The organism is Neorhizobium sp. DAR64872/K0K18 (assembly GCF_050500175.1).
GTDB classification, from domain to species: Bacteria; Pseudomonadota; Alphaproteobacteria; order Rhizobiales; family Rhizobiaceae; genus Neorhizobium; species Neorhizobium soli.
This window is the reverse complement of the sequence record NZ_CP191446.1, coordinates 3073481-3088955: the sequence shown is the minus strand read 5'-3', so window position 1 is coordinate 3088955 and position 15475 is coordinate 3073481. Positions and strand designations below refer to the sequence as shown.

General features: G+C 60.7%; 17 protein-coding genes and 1 pseudogene. 10 read left to right on the top strand and 8 right to left on the bottom strand.

Going from position 1 to position 15475, the window contains the following annotated elements:
• Position 1 precedes the first annotated feature (1 nt).
• The 4 genes from ACQY1P_RS20585 to ACQY1P_RS20570 all read right to left on the bottom strand — a co-directional run bounded on the left by ACQY1P_RS20585 (position 2) and on the right by ACQY1P_RS20570 (position 3709).
• Entirely contained in the window at positions 2–1360 is a 1359-nt protein-coding gene (locus tag ACQY1P_RS20585; RefSeq protein WP_430255231.1) for a L,D-transpeptidase family protein, read from the bottom strand.
• Positions 1361–1564: 204 nt separating this feature from the next.
• Positions 1565–2518, bottom strand: a complete 954-nt coding sequence (locus ACQY1P_RS20580) for an acetyl-CoA carboxylase carboxyltransferase subunit alpha (RefSeq protein ID WP_092659372.1) — start codon at positions 2516–2518, stop codon at positions 1565–1567.
• A 64-nt stretch (positions 2519–2582) separates the two neighbouring features.
• The gene (xerD, locus tag ACQY1P_RS20575) at positions 2583–3524 is read right to left on the bottom strand and encodes a site-specific tyrosine recombinase XerD (RefSeq protein ID WP_430255229.1); all 942 of its coding nucleotides are present in this window, start codon (positions 3522–3524) and stop codon (positions 2583–2585) included.
• Between the two features lie 26 nt (positions 3525–3550).
• Entirely contained in the window at positions 3551–3709 is a 159-nt protein-coding gene (locus ACQY1P_RS20570) for a hypothetical protein (protein ID WP_092660944.1), read from the bottom strand.
• Between the two features lie 145 nt (positions 3710–3854).
• Between ACQY1P_RS20570 and ACQY1P_RS20565 the strand changes: the two genes are divergently transcribed.
• The 3 genes and pseudogenes from ACQY1P_RS20565 to ACQY1P_RS20555 all read left to right on the top strand — a co-directional run.
• The gene (locus ACQY1P_RS20565; protein ID WP_062461798.1) at positions 3855–4460 is read left to right on the top strand and encodes a shikimate kinase; all 606 of its coding nucleotides are present in this window, start codon (positions 3855–3857) and stop codon (positions 4458–4460) included.
• On the top strand, positions 4457–5587 hold the full coding sequence (gene aroB, locus ACQY1P_RS20560; protein ID WP_174197118.1) for a 3-dehydroquinate synthase: 1131 nt from the start codon (positions 4457–4459) through the stop codon (positions 5585–5587). Before ACQY1P_RS20565 ends, aroB begins: the two co-directional genes overlap by 4 nt.
• A 20-nt stretch (positions 5588–5607) precedes the next feature.
• A pseudogene (locus tag ACQY1P_RS20555) lies at positions 5608–6471 on the top strand (transporter associated domain-containing protein); the annotation flags it as partial.
• 7 nt (positions 6472–6478) lie between these two features.
• Here ACQY1P_RS20555 and ACQY1P_RS20550 read toward each other — a convergent pair.
• Positions 6479–6760: a BolA family protein gene (locus ACQY1P_RS20550; protein WP_062581759.1), complete on the bottom strand. Its 282-nt coding sequence runs from the start codon at positions 6758–6760 to the stop codon at positions 6479–6481.
• 116 nt (positions 6761–6876) lie between these two features.
• Here ACQY1P_RS20550 and ACQY1P_RS20545 point away from each other — a divergent pair, with 116 nt between their 5' ends.
• The 4 genes from ACQY1P_RS20545 to ACQY1P_RS20530 all read left to right on the top strand — a co-directional run bounded on the left by ACQY1P_RS20545 (position 6877) and on the right by ACQY1P_RS20530 (position 11557).
• Positions 6877–7524: a J domain-containing protein gene (locus ACQY1P_RS20545; protein WP_062461786.1), complete on the top strand. Its 648-nt coding sequence runs from the start codon at positions 6877–6879 to the stop codon at positions 7522–7524.
• 62 nt (positions 7525–7586) lie between these two features.
• The gene (gene cobS, locus ACQY1P_RS20540; protein WP_092660946.1) at positions 7587–8579 is read left to right on the top strand and encodes a cobaltochelatase subunit CobS; all 993 of its coding nucleotides are present in this window, start codon (positions 7587–7589) and stop codon (positions 8577–8579) included.
• Between the two features lie 48 nt (positions 8580–8627).
• Entirely contained in the window at positions 8628–10553 is a 1926-nt protein-coding gene (gene cobT, locus ACQY1P_RS20535) for a cobaltochelatase subunit CobT (RefSeq protein ID WP_430255226.1), read from the top strand.
• 44 nt (positions 10554–10597) lie between these two features.
• Positions 10598–11557, top strand: coding sequence for an esterase-like activity of phytase family protein (locus tag ACQY1P_RS20530; RefSeq protein ID WP_430256752.1), 960 nt, complete (start codon positions 10598–10600; stop codon positions 11555–11557).
• Between the two features lie 32 nt (positions 11558–11589).
• Here ACQY1P_RS20530 and ACQY1P_RS20525 read toward each other — a convergent pair whose 3' ends face one another.
• Together ACQY1P_RS20525 and rpmB are read right to left on the bottom strand one after the other, a co-directional pair.
• Positions 11590–12231, bottom strand: coding sequence for a queuosine precursor transporter (locus tag ACQY1P_RS20525; RefSeq protein WP_430255224.1), 642 nt, complete (start codon positions 12229–12231; stop codon positions 11590–11592).
• Between the two features lie 107 nt (positions 12232–12338).
• A complete protein-coding gene (gene rpmB / locus ACQY1P_RS20520) occupies positions 12339–12641 on the bottom strand; it encodes a 50S ribosomal protein L28 (RefSeq protein ID WP_062461777.1) in 303 nt (100 codons plus the stop codon).
• 256 nt (positions 12642–12897) lie between these two features.
• On the opposite strand from rpmB, the gene ACQY1P_RS20515 reads away from it, so the two are divergent.
• From ACQY1P_RS20515 to ACQY1P_RS20505, 3 genes are all read left to right on the top strand, one after another.
• Complete coding sequence (locus tag ACQY1P_RS20515; RefSeq protein WP_430255222.1) at positions 12898–13674, top strand: DUF3108 domain-containing protein; 777 nt, start codon at positions 12898–12900, stop codon at positions 13672–13674.
• 28 nt (positions 13675–13702) lie between these two features.
• Entirely contained in the window at positions 13703–14587 is an 885-nt protein-coding gene (gene yddG, locus ACQY1P_RS20510) for an aromatic amino acid exporter YddG (RefSeq protein ID WP_430255220.1), read from the top strand.
• 306 nt (positions 14588–14893) lie between these two features.
• Positions 14894–15019, top strand: a complete 126-nt coding sequence (locus tag ACQY1P_RS20505) for a hypothetical protein (RefSeq protein ID WP_256413811.1) — start codon at positions 14894–14896, stop codon at positions 15017–15019.
• Positions 15020–15058: 39 nt separating this feature from the next.
• Here the strand turns inward: ACQY1P_RS20505 and ACQY1P_RS20500 are convergent, their stop codons facing one another.
• Positions 15059–15475, bottom strand: a complete 417-nt coding sequence (locus tag ACQY1P_RS20500; protein ID WP_430250918.1) for a cupin domain-containing protein — start codon at positions 15473–15475, stop codon at positions 15059–15061.

Here is a 15475-nt window from a genome sequence, read left to right as displayed (position 1 = left end):
GTCAGTCCTTGGACCAGAACTTCCAGGCGGGCTTCTTGGCGGTCTCGGTCACCGGCTGTGTTGCCGTATAGGCAAGCGGGTTCTGTTCCGGCACAGGAACGGCAACGGTCGTGCCCTGCGCTGTCTGAACGGTCGGCGTTGCAGCCTGTGGTGCCGGCGCCGATGGAACGCTGGCGGTCTGGGCGCCACGCAACTGCGTATTGGCAATCGAGCCGGTCGTCGTTGCAGGCAGGCGGTCCTGCTTTACCATCATACGCTCGTTGATCGAGGCTGGACGGGCAGACGTCGGGCCAGCGGAGGCAAGCACGGTGGTCGCCGGCTTCTCGCCGCCCGAGGCCATGCGCTTTTCCATCATCTGCTTGAATTCCGACTGGCTCAGCAGCTTGCCGGCTTCCAGCGACGTGCCTGTCGGCGCATAGGCGAGTTCACGGCCCTTGCGCTTGCCGGCAACGACGGCCTTGCGCTCGGCTTCCGTCGGTTCGTACCAGACCTTGCCGTCATACTTGTCCATCGCCTTCTGATAGGCGAGTTCGTAGGTCTTGGAATAGGACGACAGTGCGGATACCAGCGTCGGCGGCGTCGACATGGTCGGGCAGGCGGCGGCCGGTGCGAACTTGCCGTTGCTGTCCGCCTGCTGGTTGAAGACGTATTTCTTTTCGCAGACGTTCACTTCCGGCGGGCGCTTCGTCACTTCGAAATTGTCGTAGCCGGTCTTGATCATCTTCCAGAAGTCATAGTTCTGGTTGTCGCGGTGGCGCACCATGTTTTCCGCGCTCATGCGGAAGGGAAGCGCCTGCAGCTGGATCGAGGTCTGGCCGCCCTTAAAGGCGTCGCGTGCAAAGGCGTAGATTTCCAGAACCTGTTCGTCGGTCATGGAGTAGCAACCCGACGACGAGCAGGCGCCGTGGATCATCAGATTGGTGCCGCTGCGGCCGTTGGCGGCGTCGTAGCGGTTCGGGAAGCCGGTGTTGATGGCGAGGTAATACTGCGAATTGGGGTTCAGGTGCGCAGGGGTCAGGCTGTAGAAGCCTTCCGGCGCCTGACGGTCGCCTTCCTTCACCTTCGGTCCGAGCTTTCCGGACCAGGCGCAGATGTCATAGCTCTTGATGACGTCGAAGCGGTTGTCGGCCTTCGCCTTCCAGATCTCGAGCTTACCCTCTTCCTTGAGGATGCGGATCATGATCGGCGACTGGCGCGGCATGTTCCTCTTTTGCATCTCGGCAACGATGCTGGAAGGAAGAGGCTGCTCCTTCTTGTTCTTGACGGTCGAGAGATCGATCTTTGCAGAGTCCAGCGTATCGTTACAGCCGGTAAGGGCCGTTGCGACAAGAAGGGCGAAGGCGATGTGTTTCAGGCGCATCGAGACAAACCACATATCAGGAATGGCGAACAAAACCGTACGAGACACGATCAATAAGACGGTAAGCTTTACATCTTCTTAAACGCTTGCACGCGGCTGTCTAGCGAAACCGCCGCGGTTTTCACCGCACACCGGCAATTGCCAAAGTCCTATACCGGCGATTTTGGCAATTTCAGGGGCAGACGATCGGTTTTACGCCTAATCCTACAGGTTGCGGCCGATATCGAGGAATTTCTGCCGGCGCTGGTTGCGCAACTCGATGCCGGAGAGCTTCCCAAGTTCTTCCAGAGCCGAAGCAATCACCTTGCCGGTGGCAGCAATAACGGTTTCCGGGTCGCGATGCGCGCCGCCGATCGGCTCCGGAATGATCTCGTCGATGATGCCGAGACCCTTCAGGTCGTCGGAGGTGATCTTCATGTTAGTCGCAGCTTCACGGGCGCGGGTCGAATCGCGCCACAGGATGGAGGCGGCGCCTTCCGGCGAGATGACCGAATAGATCGAGTGCTCGAGCATATAGACCCGGTTGCCGGTGGCGATGGCAATCGCACCGCCGGAGCCGCCTTCGCCGATGACGATGGAGATCAACGGGACTTTCACGCCAAGGCACATTTCCGTCGAGCGGGCGATGGCTTCCGCCTGGCCGCGCTCTTCCGCGCCGACGCCCGGATAGGCGCCTGCCGTATCAATCAGGGAGATGATCGGAAGACCGAAGCGGTCGGCCATTTCCATGATGCGGATCGCCTTGCGATAGCCTTCGGGACGCGGGCTGCCGAAATTGTGCTTCAGGCGGCTCTTGGTGTCGTGACCCTTTTCCTGGCCCATCAGCGCGACAGGCATACCGTTGAAACGGGCAAGGCCTGCCTGGATCGCCGCGTCTTCACCGAAATTGCGGTCGCCGGCAAGCGGCGTGAAATCGGTAAACAGCTTTGCGGCATAATCGACGAAATGCGGGCGCTGCGGATGGCGGGCAACCTGCGTCTTCTCCCAGGCGCCGAGCTTGGAATAGATGTCCTTGACCGCTTCCTTCACCCGGCCTTCAAGGCGGGTAATCTCGTCGGTCGTGTCTATGCCTTCATTCTCGTCCGTGAGCTTCTTGAGCTCGTGGATCTTGCCCTCGAGGTCAGAGATTGGCTTTTCGAAGTCGAGATACGTTTGCATGAGATCCGGTTTCCGGTTGTTTTTCTCTTGAGGAACGTAGCGTTCCAATTTTCGATCGGGGCTTCTAATCCCGGTTTTTGGCCTGTTTTGCAAGAGGGTGATGTGTTTGCACCGTCTGGCGAAGCCGTTCTTCCAGGACATGAGTGTATATTTGAGTGGTGGAAATGTCTGAATGTCCAAGCAGTTCCTGTACCACTCGAAGGTCGGCGCCGTTTGCCAAAAGATGGCTTGCAAAGGCGTGACGCATCACATGCGGCGAGATCGCAGCGGTTTTTAAGCCCGCCCGCGCCGCCAGTCCCTTGAGGTCGCGGGCGAAAACCTGGCGGGGAAGATAACCTTCCTTGCTGCTGGAAGGGAAGAGCCAGATGCTGTCCGCATCTTTTTCGCGGCCGGCACGCATCTCGCCATAAACCTTCATCGCGGCGATGGCCGAGCGGGAGAGCGGCACCAGCCGTTCTTTGTTGCCCTTGCCGCGCACCATCAGGAACCGGCCTTCCTGGTCCAGCACCTTTGCCGGCAGTGACACGAGTTCGCTCACCCGCATCCCCGTTGCATACAGAAGTTCAAGCAGCGCCAGCATGCGCGCGCGGGAAATCTGGTCGGGCCCCGGCTGTGCCGCTTCTTCCATGGCAAGACTTAAGAGACGGGTCACGTCTGCCTCGGTCATGATCTTTGGCAGCGGCCGACCCTTCTTCGGGGCGTCGAGAATGGATGTGGGGTCGTCGGTGCGCAGGCCTTCGGCATAGAGGAACTTGTAGAATTGCCGCATGGCGGATAGCCGCCGTGCCTGCGAGGAAGCCGCAAAGCCTTGCTTGCCGAGATGGCTAAGATAGGCCGACAGATCGGCACTTTGCGCAGACGACGGCGTCGATTTGTGGGTCGCGAGGAAGGAATGCATGTCCTCCAGATCGCGTTCATAGGAGGACAGCGTGTTCACCGCCGCACCGCGCTCGGCGCTCATCATTTCCAGAAAGGCTTCGATGTGAGCGCGAGACAGGTCGGCCATTGGTTCGTCCTATCCTTGTCAGGCGGTCAGGGCTTCTGGGCGGGCGGGTTCAGCCGTTCGGAGGGCACGCGCACGGTGACATCGCGTTCGCGCGGCTCCACCAGAAAGACCAGTGCCACCATGCTTCCGTAGATGATGCCAGCGATCACCGCGAGCACGAATAGAAACCGGAACAGGGTAGGCATCAAGAACTCCGCATGGTTGCGCTGCACTATATCCGTAAATGTTTATAGATCGACAAGAAGAAACGGTGACGGCAGTGTTTCGGACCTGTCCCGGCTTGACGCCCATGCCGCATTTGTCGATACCGTTTCGCAAACGGACGAGACGATGAACGAAGTTGCATCCATTGCGGAACAGTCGCTCAAGCAGCGGGCGAGCGCGGCACTCGGTGGCCGCAACCTGACCCTTGTCGGCCTGATGGGTGCGGGCAAGTCGGTGATCGGAAAGCTGGTCGCCCAGGCGCTCAACGTGCCCTTCGTCGATACCGACGCGGAAATCGAAAAAGTCTCCCGCATGACGATCTCGGAGCTTTTCGCATCATACGGCGAAACGGAGTTCCGGGCGCTGGAAACGCGGGTTATCGAGCGGTTGCTGAAGCAGGGACCGCGGGTGGTCTCCACCGGCGGCGGCGCCTTCATCAACGAGGCGACCCGCGCGCAGATCAAGGCCGGCGGCGTTTCGCTGTGGCTGAAGGCGGATCTGGATGTTCTGTGGGAGCGCGTCAACCGACGCGATCACCGCCCGCTTCTGAAAACCGAAAACCCGAAGCAGACGCTGGAGAACCTGATGATCCAGCGCTACCCGATCTATGCCGAAGCCGATCTCACCGTGCTGTCGCATAATGTCCGCAAGGACGTGATGGTCAACGAGGTGCTAAAAGCGCTGGCCGGGCTTCCCAAGGCCGGCCTTGCAAAGACAGGTGACATGCCATGAACCAATTCTCCCGTGCTTCCGAACGCCTGGTGCATGTGCCGCTCCAAGGGCGCGCCTACGATATTCTGATCGGCCCCGGCCTCATCGAGCGCGCCGGCGGCGAGATCACCTCGCGGCTGAAAGGTCGCCGTGCAGCCATCGTCACGGACGAAAATGTGGCGCCGCTCTATCTCGAAGCACTGATGGACAGTCTGCAGACCGACGGCATCGAAGCCGTGTCGTTGACGCTGCCGGCTGGCGAAAAGACCAAGAGCCTCGAACACCTGTCAACCGTCTGCGACATGGTTCTGTCGGCGCGGATTGAACGTAACGATGCGGTGATCGCGCTTGGCGGCGGCGTGATCGGCGATCTCGCAGGGTTTGCGGCGGGCATCGTGCGGCGCGGCGTGCGCTTCGTGCAGATCCCGACCTCGCTTCTGGCGCAGGTGGATTCGTCCGTCGGCGGCAAGACGGGCATCAACACCCGTCACGGCAAGAACCTGCTCGGCGTCTTCCACCAGCCGGATCTGGTTCTCGCCGATACCGCAGCACTCGACACGCTGTCCGAGCGGGAGTTTCGGGCAGGTTACGCCGAAGTCGCCAAATACGGGCTGATCGACCAGCCGGATTTCTTCGACTGGCTGGAAAAGAACTGGAAGGCCGTGTTCTCAGGTGCGCCCGAGCGGATCGAGGCGATTGCCAGAAGCTGCCAGTCGAAATCCGATGTGGTGGTCGAAGACGAGCGCGAGACCGGCCGTCGCGCGCTCCTCAATCTCGGTCACACGTTCGGCCATGCACTGGAGGCTGCCGTCGACTATGATGGAAAGCGCCTCGTTCATGGCGAAGGTGTCGCGATCGGCATGGTTCTGGCCTACCAGTTCTCGGCCCGCATGAACCTTGCAAGCCCCGATGATGCCAGCCGGGTCGAGGCGCATCTGAAAGCCGTCGGCCTGCCGACCCGGATCAGCGACATTCCAGGCGAATTGCCGCCGACGCAGAGGCTTCTCGATGCGATTGCGCAGGACAAGAAGGTCAAGAGCGGCAAGCTCACCTTCATCCTCACCCACGGGATCGGCCAGTCCTTTGTTGCCGACGATGTACCGTCTTCCGAAGTGCTGAGCTTTCTTGACGAAAAGCGGAGCCGATGAGCGCGAAACGCAGCCTGCCATCGCGCTTGCTGAACGCGGTCATCCGCCGCCTGCTTCGCATGTCCGGCCTGACGCTGTCGCCGGAAACGCTGGTCTTTGCGGACCGCGACGATCTGCATTCCGCACTCGAGGCCAGGCACCGCGAGCGCGATCCGGTGCAGCGGGACCGCAACCGGCTGAGCGGTCTGTTCGAGCTTCAGGAGCTCGAAGTCTCCGACGTGATGCGGCACCGCACCGTCATGCGCGCCTTGAACGCCGACGATCCGCCTGAGGTTCTGGTGCGCACCGTGCTCGAAAGCCCCTATACCCGCATGCCGGTGTGGCGCAATTCGACCGAAAACATTATCGGTGTGCTGCATGCCAAGGACCTGTTGCGCACACTTGCCGACGTGGAGGCCGACGGGGCCCCTGTCGATGTCGTAAAGATCGCCCAGCGGCCGTGGTTTGTGCCCGATAGTACCAGTCTCAAGGATCAGCTTGCAGCGTTCCTGAAGCGCAAGGTGCATTTCGCCGTCGTGGTCGACGAATATGGCGAGGTACAGGGCATCGTCACGCTGGAGGATATTCTCGAGGAAATCGTCGGCGATATCGCAGACGAGCATGATATCGAGGTCCGTGGCGTGCGCCAGGAAGCCGACGGCTCGATCCTGGTCGATGGCTCGGTGCCGATCCGCGATCTCAACCGGGCGCTTGGCTGGAGCCTGCCCGACCAAGAGGCGACGACGATCGCCGGCCTCGTCATTCACGAATCAAAGCTCATCCCCGAAGAGCGTCAGGCCTTCACCTTCCACGGCAAGCGTTTCATCGTCCTGAAGCGCGAGAAGAACCGCATCACGCGGCTCAGAATCCGCCCGGCAGTTGAGACGGCTCTACCAGGCGAATAAGTCTCCGCTACCAGCGGGTGGCTTCGCCCGGTGCTGCGGCTTCCACGGCCAGCGCGTGCAGGCCTGCGTCAAGTTCGGGCTTCAGCAGCGCATTCACCGCCCGGTGCCGGTCGAGCCGGCTCTTTCCCGCAAATGCCGGAGACACGATCCGCACCCGCATATGGGTCTCGCCGGTTCCTGTAATATCCGGCTGATGTCCGGCGTGATGCTGGCTCTCGTCGATCACCTCGAGCCGATCGGGGGAAAGGTTGTCGCGAAGCGTGGCTTCGATGCGGGCTCTTACGGTCATGTTCGGTTTCCTTTGATGGCAGACAGGGCGACGCAGAAGGGCATCTCAGAAACCAGCAACAAACCGGTTTGTCAATTCTTGTCCCGTCCTGAAGGCGGCCCCATAATAGGAGCCTTATGAAACTCGATTCCAAATATTTCGACCGTATCCGGACGCGCCGGAACAGGCAGCAGGAAACGGCTGCGCAGGCTCCGACCTGCCAGTGGGACGGGTGCGACAAGCCCGGCGCCCACCGCGCGCCCGTGGGTCGAAATGCCGAGGGACAGTTCTTCCTGTTCTGCTTCGAGCATGTGAAGGAATACAACAAGGGTTACAATTATTTCTCCGGCCTGTCGGATGGCGAGATTGCGCGCTACCAGAAGGAAGCGATCACCGGTCATCGCCCCACATGGACGGTTGGCGTCAATAAGGCGGCGAAAGACGGCCCATTGCATTCGAGCGCGCGCTCCAGTGCAGGCGGTGCCAGCGGAACCGCTTACGCGCAGCAGCGTTTCAAGGATCCGTTCGGTTTCGTTTCTCAGGCCCGGGCGGGCACCGGTGGACGGTTCGAAACGCAGGGACGAAAGCTGAAAACGCTGGAAGCCAAGGCTTTCGATACGCTGGAACTGGCGGCAAACTCGAATTCGACCGATATCAAGCGGCGCTACAAGGAACTGGTCAAGAAGCACCACCCGGATGCCAATGGCGGAGACCGCGGTTCTGAAGACCGTTTTCGCGCTGTCATTCAAGCATACCAGTTGTTGAAGCAGGCGGGTTTCTGCTAAGCCGTAAAAACATATGGCAGCGAGGATGAAGGCCGGGCATTTGCCCGTGCCCTGGAGTTATGATGAGCAAGATCGACTTAGACATTTCCAACCTTCCCGACACCACAGTATCTGTCCGGGATGTTTTCGGCATTGATACCGATTTGAGGGTTCCGGCCTACAGCCACGGCGACCCTTACGTTCCGGACCTTGATCCGGACTACCTGTTCGACCGCGACACGACGCTCGCCATCCTCGCAGGGTTTGCCCATAACCGCCGCGTCATGGTGTCCGGTTTCCACGGAACCGGCAAATCGACCCATATCGAGCAGGTTGCCGCCCGCCTCAACTGGCCTTGCGTGCGCGTCAACCTCGACAGCCACGTCAGCCGTATCGATCTCGTCGGCAAGGACGCGATCGTGCTGAAGGACGGCAAGCAGGTCACCGAATTCAAGGACGGCATCCTGCCCTGGGCCTACCAGCACAATGTCGCACTTGTGTTCGACGAATACGACGCAGGTCGTCCGGACGTGATGTTCGTCATTCAGCGCGTGCTGGAATCGTCGGGCCGCCTGACGCTTCTCGACCAGAGCCGCGTCATTCGTCCTCACCCGGCATTCCGCATCTTCTCGACCGCCAACACGGTTGGCCTCGGAGATACGACCGGCCTTTATCACGGCACCCAGCAGATCAACCAGGCACAGATGGACCGCTGGTCGATCGTGACAACGTTGAACTACCTGCCGCACCAAAAGGAAGTCGATATCGTTGCCGCCAAGGTGAAGTCGTTCGGCAAGACGGCTGAAGGTCGCGAAACCGTATCAAAAATGGTGCGCGTCGCCGATCTCACCCGCTCGGCCTTCATCAACGGCGACCTGTCGACCGTGATGAGCCCGCGTACGGTCATCACCTGGGCCGAGAATGCCGAGATCTTCGGTGATGTCGCCTTCGCCTTCCGCATCACCTTCCTCAACAAGTGCGACGAGCTCGAGCGTACGCTGGTGGCCGAACAGTATCAGCGCGCCTTCGGTGTCGAGCTCAAGGAAAGTGCCGCCAACATGGTTCTTGGCGCTTAACGTCGACAGGGGCGTGACCTAACGCGCCAAGCGAAGGAAATGCAGGCCATGTCAGGTCGTGGAGACAATTCGAAGCCCAAGTCCAGCGGCATGGTCGATACCGAGCCGTTGCGCCGGGCGATCACCGGCTGCGTCCGGTCGATTGCCGCCAATGGCGAGGTCGAGGTGTCGTTCGCCAACGAGCGCCCCGGACTTGCCGGTGATCGCATTCGTCTGCCTGAGATCTCCAGGCGCCCGACGGCCCATGAACTGGCCGTCACCCGCGGCCTCGGCGATTCTATGGCGCTGCGGATTGCCTGCCACGATACGGCCGTGCACGCCAATCTGGCGCCACAGGGATCGGATGCGCGCACCGTGTTCGATGCGGTCGAGCAGGCCCGGATCGAATCGATCGGCGCGCTGCGGATGACCGGCGTCGCCTCCAACCTCAACTCGATGCATCAGGAAAAATACGCCAAGGCGAATTTCACCGGCATCGAGCGTCAGGAAGACGCACCCATCGGCGAAGCGATCGCCATGCTGGTTCGCGAGAAGCTGACCGGCGTGAAGCCGCCCGAAAGCGCCGGCAAGGTGCTCGACCTCTGGCGTCCGTTCATCGAGGACAAGGCGTCGGGCGATCTCGACAATCTGAGAAATGTCATCGAGGACCAGCAGGCCTTTTCCAAGGTCGTGCGCCGCATGCTGTCATCCATGCAGATGGCCGAGGATCTCGCCAGCGACGACAGCGAGCCTGAGGAAATCGACAACCAGAACGACGAGGAACAGCCGAGCAGCGGCGAGACCGAGAACGAGGAAGTCGAGGAAGAAGCCGGATCGGACGCCGCGCCCGCCGAACAGAGCGACGTTGCCGACGACGACATGGACGAAGGCGAGATGGACGGCGCCGAAATGTCGGACGAGGAGATGTCCGACGAAAGCGACGATCACTCCGAGACGCCGGGCGAAACCCGCCGCCCCAACAGCCCGTTCGACGATTTTAACGAGAAGGTGGATTATCACATCTTCACGCAGGAATTCGACGAGGAGATCACCGCCGAAGAATTGTGCGACGAAGCAGAACTCGAGCGGCTGCGTGCCTTCCTCGACAAGCAGCTTGCGCATCTGCAGGGCGCCGTCGGTCGTCTGGCCAACCGGCTGCAGCGCCGCCTGATGGCGCAGCAGAACCGTTCCTGGGATTTCGACCTGGAGGAGGGCTATCTCGATCCGGCCCGCTTGGTGCGCCTGATCATCGACCCGATGCAGCCGCTTTCCTTCAAGAAAGAACGCGATACGCAGTTCCGCGATACGGTCGTGACGCTTGTTATCGACAATTCCGGTTCGATGCGCGGCCGTCCGATCACGGTTGCGGCAACCTGCGCCGACATTCTTGCTCGCACGCTGGAACGCTGCGGTGTGAAGGTGGAGATCCTCGGCTTCACCACCAAAGCCTGGAAGGGCGGCCAGAGCCGCGAGAACTGGCTTGCGAACGGCAAGCCCGCGACGCCCGGCCGTCTCAACGATCTGCGCCACATCGTCTACAAGTCCGCCGATGCACCGTGGCGCCGCTCGCGCCGCAATCTCGGCCTGATGATGCGCGAAGGCCTGCTAAAGGAAAACATCGACGGCGAGGCGCTGATGTGGGCGCATAACCGTCTCATCGCGCGGCCGGAACAGCGCAAGATCCTGATGATGATCTCGGACGGTGCGCCGGTCGACGATTCGACGCTGTCCGTCAATCCGGGCAATTACCTGGAGCGGCATCTGCGCGCCGTCATTGAACAGGTCGAGACCAAGTCTCCGGTCGAACTGCTGGCGATCGGTATTGGCCACGATGTGACGCGCTACTATCGCAATGCAGTCACCATCGTCGATGCAGACGAACTGGCCGGCGCGATGACAGAGCAACTGGCTGAACTGTTTGCCGACAAGTCGTCGGCACAGGGCGGCCGTGGCGCGCGCGGTGCCCGCGGTGGCCGTATGCGACGCGCAAGCTGAGGGCTTCGGTGAAATCCTTCTGCGTGGCCGCTGCTGCGGTTCTGATGTCGACCGCAGTGTTCGCTCCGCCGGCCGGTGCCGCCGGTCCTGATATAGAAGCGACCGTCCATACTATTTCCCGTTTCAAGACGGGCTCCGACGCCGCGCGTTTCGGCAAGCTCGAATTTCTGGGCGGGCTGCAGTTCTCGTCAAACGACAGCACGCTGCAATCGCTATCAGCGATCCGATTCCGGCCGGACGGGAAGAGCTTCGTTTCGGTGCTCGATACCGGTCATTGGCTGACCGGCCAAATCGAACGGGATGCGGAAGGACGGCTGTCGGGTCTCAGTCGACTGCAGGTGTCGCCATTGCTCTACAGGGGCGGGCGGCCGGGGTCGAAGTTCCATTCGGATGCGGAGGGTCTTGCCCTGCGTAAGGGCGAGGCGGTGGTAAGCTTCGAGCAGCTGCACCGCATCGAAACCTATCCGGATCCCGGTTTCGAGGCTTCAGGCCCGACGCGCACCATAGACTTCGTCTTTCCCCGTAGGGAATTGCGGATGAATGCCGGCATGGAAACGCTGGCACTCTCGCCTGAAGACAGCCCGCTCAAGGGCTCGCTCGTGACGGTCACGGAACGCAGCCTCGATCAGAACGGCAACATGTTTGCGGCAATTCTCGAGGGACCGCTGAAGGGCGTTTTCAAGATCGTCCGTCACGACCCCTATGACGCGACCGATGGCGCATTTCTGCCTGACGGCGACTTTCTGCTGCTGGAGCGCCGTTTCAGCTTCCTCGGCGGCCTCGGCATGCGCATCCGCCGCTTCGATGGCGCGCAGATCCGTCCGGGTGCCCTAATCGACGGCGAAGTCCTGCTGGAAGCGGACGTGACCTACGCGGTCGACAATATGGAGGGGCTGGACGTGATCACAGCGCCGGACGGCCGCCCGCATCTCATCCTCGTCTCGGACGACAACGGCAACTTCCTGCAGCGCAATCTGATGCTGGAATTTCGGCTCGCGGAATAAGAAAGGGGAGCTGCAGGCTCCCCTTGATTATGTCACACGGTCTTTGCAGTGACCTGCGGCATCGGCCGCAACACGGTCATCAGCGCGCCATAGGGCAGCAACAGAACGATGCCGACTAGGATCTTGACCACGAGGTCGCCGAGCGCCCAAGAGACCCAGCGCGGGGCTTCGGTCGAGAGTGCGCCCAGAATCGGAGACCAGCCGACGGCGAAGTCGTCATTGGCGCCGAGGAAGGCGAAGATCGGGGCAAATGCCAGCGAGAAGAACAGCAGCGTATCAAGCGCCGATCCGAGCAGCGAGCCTGCCAGCGGCGCCTGCCACCAGGACTGGCGACGCAGGCGGTTGAACACCGAGATGTCCAGAAGCTGGCCGATCAGATAGGCGGTGCCCGAGGCGATGGCGATGCGCGGAGCGGATGCCCAGAGCGACAGCGTCACGCCGAAGATGAAGCCGACGAGAACCACACGGCGTGCGATTGTCGTTCCGAACTGGCGGTTGGTGAGGTCAGTGACGAGGAAGGCGAAGGGATAGGTGAAAGCGCCCCAGGTCAGGAGATCGCCAAGGGCTACTCCGATAAGGCTTCCTGTGACAGGGAACTGTACGAGGAAGTTCGAGGCGACGACGACCGCTGCCATCAGCAGGGCATAGATAAGGGTATAGCGTTTCGCTTGCATTTTTTTATCCTGGGGTATGCCACCAGTTGCGGATATGACCATGAGAAAGGGCTTGTCCGGTTATCCGGTCAAGCCCTCTTCAAAGCCGGTGATGTCGAAGGTGCTGATTAAGCAGCAGCAGTCGCTGCTTCTGCAGTCTTCTTGGCAATCTGGCGACGCAGAAGACGAGCGCGCATGGACAGCTCAGTCTCGCTGGACTTCAGAAGGAAAGCGTCAAGACCGCCGCGATGCTCAACGGAGCGAAGCGCGTGAGCGGAAACCCGCAGACGGAAGCGCTGGCCGAGCGAATCGGAGATCAGAGTGACCTGGCACAGGTTCGGTAGGAACCGACGACGGGTCTTGTTGTTGGCATGGCTGACGTTATTGCCGGTCATTACGCCCTTGCCGGTCAGTTCGCATACACGAGACATGGGATACACCTTTGTTCTATTCTGCAATCGGAAGCAATTTCCGGGCAATGCCCGACATGCCGATCCAATTGGTCCTGATTGGAAAGTTGCGGTTCTATAGTCAGTGAGGTCCGGCGCGTCAAGCCAAAACCTTGTGTTTCCGACTCTCAAGGCGTCGCTTGGTGCTTTTGCGGCTGGCGCGTCGCTGTTTTCTTGCCATTATGGTCAGTCACTATCGCCAGGCAAGTCGCTTCCATCTCATCCGTCAGGGCCGTTCATGCTTTCTCGCACATATTTCGCCGTCGCCCTGTCCTCTCTTGTGAGTTTCGGTGCAGCAACGCCTTCGATGGCGGCCGAAACCCGGCAGGTCAGCCATTACAGTATCACGCTCGGGATATTGCCGATCGCGACGGCGAGCTTTTCGAGCGAATTCGACGGCGGCCAGTACAAGATCAACGGAACGTTCAAATCGTCAGGTATCGCCGATATCATCAGCAAGGTTTCGGCGGAAACCAGCGTGACGGGTCGCATCGAGGGCCAGAAGCTGCAGGCTGACCGCTATAATCTTGTCTACAATGTCGGAAAGAGGAAGCGCGTCTACGATATCTCCTACAGCAACGGTAATGTGACCGATACGAAGGTCACCCCGCCGCCGCGTCGCAACCGGGAAAACTGGGTGCCCGTGACGGACAAGGATCTTCGCGCCGTGCTCGACCCGTTGAGCGGCCTGATCTTTCCGGCGGATGCCAAGATCTGCCCGAACCGGTTGCCGATCTATGACGGTGAATCGCGCATGGATCTGGTGCTGTCGCCGATGGGCACCAAGCCGTTTGCGGCGGAAGGGTTCAAGGGAGAGGCCATCGTCTGCTCGATCCGCTATACGCCCAAATCCGGGTTCCGTCGCGGACGCACAGATATCGAGTATCTGCGCAAGACGCCGATGGAAATCTGGTTTGCCAAGGCCGAGGGAGCAAATGTATATGCTCCCGTCTATGCCCGTATCCCGACCAGGATGGGGCCGCTATACGTGACGGCCGTGAAGATTGGCGATTAGCAGATCGGCTCATGCCGAAGGAGGCATAGTGAAGATCCGGGGTACGCTGATCGGTTTTACGGCCATTCTGATGTGGTCGCTTTTGGCGCTGATGACGGCGGCATCCGGCAAGGTTCCGCCCTTCCAGATGAACGCTATGACGTTTGCGATCGGCAGTCTGCCGGGGCTGATCCTCTTCGCCTTCAGGCCGCAGCGCATCCAGCTTCTAAAGCAACCTGCCAAGGTTTGGATCATCGGTATCGGCGGACTGTTCGGCTACCACTTCCTGTATTTCACCGCGCTGCGCAATGCGCCGGCGGTCGAGGCGGGTCTGATCGCCTATCTCTGGCCGCTGCTCATCGTCGTCGGCTCGGCGCTCCTGCCGGGCGAGCGGCTGCGCTGGTACCACGTCGCCGGTGCGCTTGCCGGGCTTTGCGGCACGATTGCCATCGTTTCGCGCAACGGCCTGTCGTTCGACGGCGCCTATACGCTGGGTTATGGCACAGCCTTCATCTGCGCCTTCACCTGGGCGGGGTACTCGCTGCTTACCCGCAGCTTCGATCGTGTCTCGACCGACGTGGTGACGGGGTTCTGCCTCGCCACATCGCTGTTGTCGCTTGTGTGCCATCTGGCGCTGGAGACGACGATATGGCCGGCGGACGCCAGCCAGTGGGCGGCGGTCGTCGGCCTTGGCCTGCTGCCGGTTGGCGCTGCCTTCTACGCTTGGGATTACGGCGTGAAGAACGGCGATATCCAGGTGATCGGCGCCGCAAGTTATGCCGCGCCCCTGCTCTCGACCTTGATCCTGGTGCTTTCCGGCTTTGCCGAACCGGACTGGCGCATCCTCGCGGCCTGCGTACTGATCACCGGTGGAGCGGTGCTCGCTGCACGTGATATGCTGCGGCCGAAATCGAAAGCTGTCGAAACAGATTAGCAGCCTGAGCGTCAGGCTTTGGGTGTGTTGCCTGCAACTTATCCGCTAGATTGCCATCGCAACAGCGAGTGATCTGCCGACGATGTCGATCATCCATAACGAACGAACCAAGTACGTCGCCAATTCCTTCGACCGGGCGTCGACGTCCTGTCTCACGGTTGGTGTCTTCGCTCCGATTGCCGCGGCGATCTATGCGCCTTCGGTCTCGACTGGCAACGCTTTTATACTTTCGGTTGTGGGACCCGGTTGGCTTTTTGCCGCTGCTATTCTACACTGGGGCGGCAAGCGTATATTGAGGAAACTGCTATGACAGGTTTGCAGATATATGCGTTCATCGTTCTTCCGCTCTCGATCGCGGCTTTGGGATGGGCCTATGCCTATTTCACAGTGCGACAGCACGAACGGAAGTATGGCAAGCGCAAGGAAGACTAGGCGCTCCACACCGGTTTGTGCTCGGGTTTGTGCACGCCCTTAACCCGGCTCCCAGCCAGGCGCTGCCATCTCGAAGCTCGCAAACTCGAATCCCGGCGCGACCGTGCAGCCCACCAGCGTGTAGGCGCCGAGTGGTTCTGCTGCCTGCCAGGCATCGGCCGGCACCACGGCTTGAGGCCGCTCGCCGCTGGCCAGATCCACACCGAGCCGGATTTCCTCGACGGTCTTTCCATCCGAGATCTTCAGAAGCAGCGGATCGCCGGCATAATAGTGCCAGACTTCCGCTGCATCGGGCACCCGATGCCAGTGCGATTTCTCGCCGGCTTGAAGCAAGTAGTAGATCGCCGTCGAGGCACCGCGCCCGGTGCCGTCTCCATCGCGAAACGTCTCCGCATACCAGCCGCCTTCCGGGTGGCGCTGCATGCCGAGAGTAGTGATGATCTCTTGCGCAGTCAT